Here is a 3064-nt window from a genome sequence, read left to right on the forward strand (position 1 = left end):
TGGCCGCGGCCGCGGTCGTCGCCGCGCCCGCGCGCGCCGTCCAGCGCCCGGGCGACCGCACCCGCGCGATCTGGCTGCGCAACCAGGCTGGCGAGGAGCTCCGCCTGGCCTATGTGCGGGCCGACGGGCAGATCGACTGGCAGGCGGTGGCGCGCGCGCGGCATGTCTTCCGCGACCTCCGCCGGAACGCGCCGGGGCCGATGCCCGTCCTGCTGCTGGACACGCTCGGCCAGATCCAGGCGCGCATCGGCGCCGACCGGCCGCTGGTGCTGCTCTCCGGCTTCCGCACGCCCTCCACCAATGCGGAGCTGGAGGGCGCGGCGCGCAACAGCCTGCACCTGCAAGGCCAGGCGGCAGACATCATGATGCCGGGCGTGCCGGCGGCGCGCATCGCCGCCGCGGCAACGGAGGTGGCGCGCTTCTACAGCGAGCACGGCGTCGGCACCTATCCCGGCTTCGTCCATGTGGACATCGGACCGCTGCGCGGCTGGCGCGGGGGACAGCTTCCCGCTTCGTAAACCCGTTATTGATCTTGTTCTGAAACGAGATTGCCGTCGCCCGATCACGGGAGAAAGCACCATGGCGTGCTGGAAGCGCACTGCAGCGGCCTTTGGCTGTCGTCGCCCTTGGATCGCAGCCGGTGTCGTCGGCGCGCGCCGCCAGCACGATCTACACCAGCCCCGCGACCTTCTTCGCGGCGCTCAACCCGGTGACCTTCACCAAGGGCTTCAGCGTGCCCAATTTCAGCTTCGGGAACGGCGCGTCGTTCAGCGGCAACGGCTTCGCCTTCACGCTCAACTCGCCCGGCGACGGACGCCCTTCCAGGGCGAGGTCTCGATCATCCAGTCGGCCGAGCTGGTGGTGACCATCACCTCGGCCAACGTGACCGCAATCGGCGGCAAGTTCTTTATCGCGGCAGCTAGCTGAGCCGCCGGCGGCGCGGGATCACGCCGCGATCGCCACCCCCGGCCCGCTCGCCCGCCGGAAGCCCTCCGCGATATGCGCGGCCAGCGCATCCGCTGCGGGCACGCCCATCGCGGCCTCGTGGCGCAGCAGCAGGATGCCCATCTCCGGCAGCGGCGGCAGGCCCTCCGCCTCGCCCAGCCAGGCCAGGCCCTGCGGCAGCGTGCAGGGCGTGCTGACGGTCAGCGCCAGGCCGGCCAGCGCCACGGTGAAGCACCCGGTCTGCGTCGCGGAGTTGTAGGTCACCCGCGTCGAGCGCCCCTGCGCCCGCAGCGCGCCCAGCGCCGCATTGCGCCACACGCAGGCGTTGTCGGGGCGGGAGAGCGCCAGCGGCAGCGGGTCGCGCTTGTGCAGGCCATGCGTCGGGCTGCCCACCCAGCGCAGCGGGCCACGCCAGACGCGCTGCGCCAGGATGCCGCGCGGCTCCTGCCCCTCGCTGATCAGCGTCAGGTCCAGCCGCCCTTCCTGGATCTGCAGGGCCAGCACGTCGGAATTCATGCAGGTGACGTCGAGCTCGACACCCGGATGCGCCTCCGCGAAGCGGGCCAGGATGTCGGGCAGCCATTGCAGCGCGTAGTCATCCGGCGTGCCCAGCCGCACCGTGCCGACCATCGGCGGCGCGCGGAAATTGCCGACGATCTCGTCGTTCAGCGCCAGCAGCGCGCGCGCCCGCTCCAGCAGCCACATGCCCTGCGGCGTCGGCTGCACGCCGCGCGGCGTGCGCACCAATAGCGGCTGGCCCAGCGTCTCCTCCAGCCGGCGGATCTGCATGGAGACGGCGGATTGCGTGCGCCCGACGCGCTCCGCCGCGCGGGTGAAGGAACCGCCCTCGGCGATCAGGACGAAGGCGCGCAGCAGGTCGGGGTCGAGCCCCGGGGGCAATGCGAGCATGCAACGAGCATCAGCAATCCTGATGCCCCGCGTCAATACAATTCGCTTCCATGATGCCTGACGCGGGAGGAAGGTCTCGGCGTCGTCAGTGAGGGAAAGGAACCCCAGAGATGTCCGGCACCGCGCTCTCCCGTCCCGTCGCCCGCGCCGCGCGCGGCGCGGTGCGTCCGGCGGGCTGGCTGGCCTGGCTCGCCAGGGCGCTGCATGCGATCGAGACGCGCCGCCGCCTGGCGGAGATGGACGACCGCATGCTGAAGGACATCGGCATCACGCGCGCCGATGCGCTGCAGGAAGCCAGCCGCGCCCCCTGGGACCTGGCCCGCAGCGCGCCCTGGCACATGCGATAGGAGGACGGCGCACGCCGCCTGCCGCGACAGAGCCGCGGCAGGCGGCGGCGAACTGTCTCGTGCCCGTTCTCCCGGGCCGTCCGCGCCAGCCTGACGGCTTCGCGGCGGCTGCGCAGGCCCGGGCCGTGCGCGGCCCGGATCAGACGGGTCGCTACTCGGTGCCGCTCCGCCCGTCCCGCGCGCGGTCCGGCAGGCGTCCGACCGGGCGGAGTTCCACCGGCGCCACGCCGTCATGCCGCATGCCGAGCTCCTCCGCGGTGCGCGGCGAGACGTCCAGGATACGGCCATTGGCGTAGGGGCCGCGGTCCTCGATCACCACCTGGCGCGTCGTGCCGGTCTCGAGGTTGGTCACGTCCGCCACCGTGCCGAGCGGGAGGGTGCGGTGGGCGGCGGCGTTGGAGCGCGGGTCGAAGCGGTCGCCATTGGCCATCTGCCGGCCGGTGAAGCGCTCGGGGTGGTAGTAGGAGGCCTCGCCGCGCTGCACGCGGCCCAGCGCGCGCTGCGCCTCATTGGCCCAGGCCGGGGTGGCGGCCAGAAGGGCCAGGGCCGGCATTGCCCATAAGGTGGTCTTGATCCGCATGTCCTGTCTCCTGGTCCCTTGTGGGGCCCTGTCCCAGGGCACGGGGTCAGCAGACGCGACAGGACGGCCGGGGTTGCGGCCCGGTCGCGGCTTCGTGAGGCCGCGGCGCTATCGCGCCAGGCGCGCCGCCTCGGCCAGGGCCGCCTCGGCGGAGAGCAGGAAGACCTCCCGCCCGTGCGGCCCGCGGGCCAGGCCGTCCAGATCCAGGCCGGACAGCGCGGCCAGCAGCGGCGCCGCGCCGGGCTGCGGCAGGGCGGTGACCAGCCCGGCGAGCCGCCCCCCG

At 73.4% G+C, this 3064-nt stretch carries 5 protein-coding genes; 3 read left to right on the plus strand and 2 right to left on the minus strand.

All coding sequences use genetic code 11. The features are described from left to right. Together OZN99_RS28560 and OZN99_RS28565 are read left to right on the plus strand one after the other, a co-directional pair. A partial coding sequence (locus OZN99_RS28560; RefSeq protein ID WP_270938608.1) for a YcbK family protein occupies positions 1 to 518 on the plus strand: 518 nt, incomplete at its 5' end. A 122-nt stretch (positions 519 to 640) separates the two neighbouring features. Further along, positions 641 to 865, plus strand: a complete 225-nt coding sequence (locus tag OZN99_RS28565) for a hypothetical protein (protein ID WP_270938609.1) — start codon at positions 641 to 643, stop codon at positions 863 to 865. 80 nt (positions 866 to 945) lie between these two features. Here the strand turns inward: OZN99_RS28565 and OZN99_RS28570 are convergent, their stop codons facing one another. Further along, positions 946 to 1854: a LysR family transcriptional regulator gene (locus OZN99_RS28570; protein ID WP_270938610.1), complete on the minus strand. Its 909-nt coding sequence runs from the start codon at positions 1852 to 1854 to the stop codon at positions 946 to 948. Positions 1855 to 1964: 110 nt separating this feature from the next. Between OZN99_RS28570 and OZN99_RS28575 the strand changes: the two genes are divergently transcribed. Then, positions 1965 to 2201, plus strand: a complete 237-nt coding sequence (locus OZN99_RS28575) for a DUF1127 domain-containing protein (RefSeq protein WP_270938611.1) — start codon at positions 1965 to 1967, stop codon at positions 2199 to 2201. A gap of 151 nt (positions 2202 to 2352) precedes the next feature. Here OZN99_RS28575 and OZN99_RS28580 read toward each other — a convergent pair whose 3' ends face one another. After that, positions 2353 to 2781 carry a septal ring lytic transglycosylase RlpA family protein gene (locus OZN99_RS28580; protein WP_270938612.1) on the minus strand — a complete coding sequence of 143 codons (429 nt, stop codon included), beginning with the start codon at positions 2779 to 2781 and terminating at the stop codon, positions 2353 to 2355. Positions 2782 to 3064 lie beyond the last annotated feature (283 nt).

It is taken from the genome of Falsiroseomonas oryzae (assembly GCF_027856955.1).
In the GTDB taxonomy this organism is placed as follows: Bacteria; Pseudomonadota; Alphaproteobacteria; order Acetobacterales; family Acetobacteraceae; genus Falsiroseomonas; species Falsiroseomonas oryzae.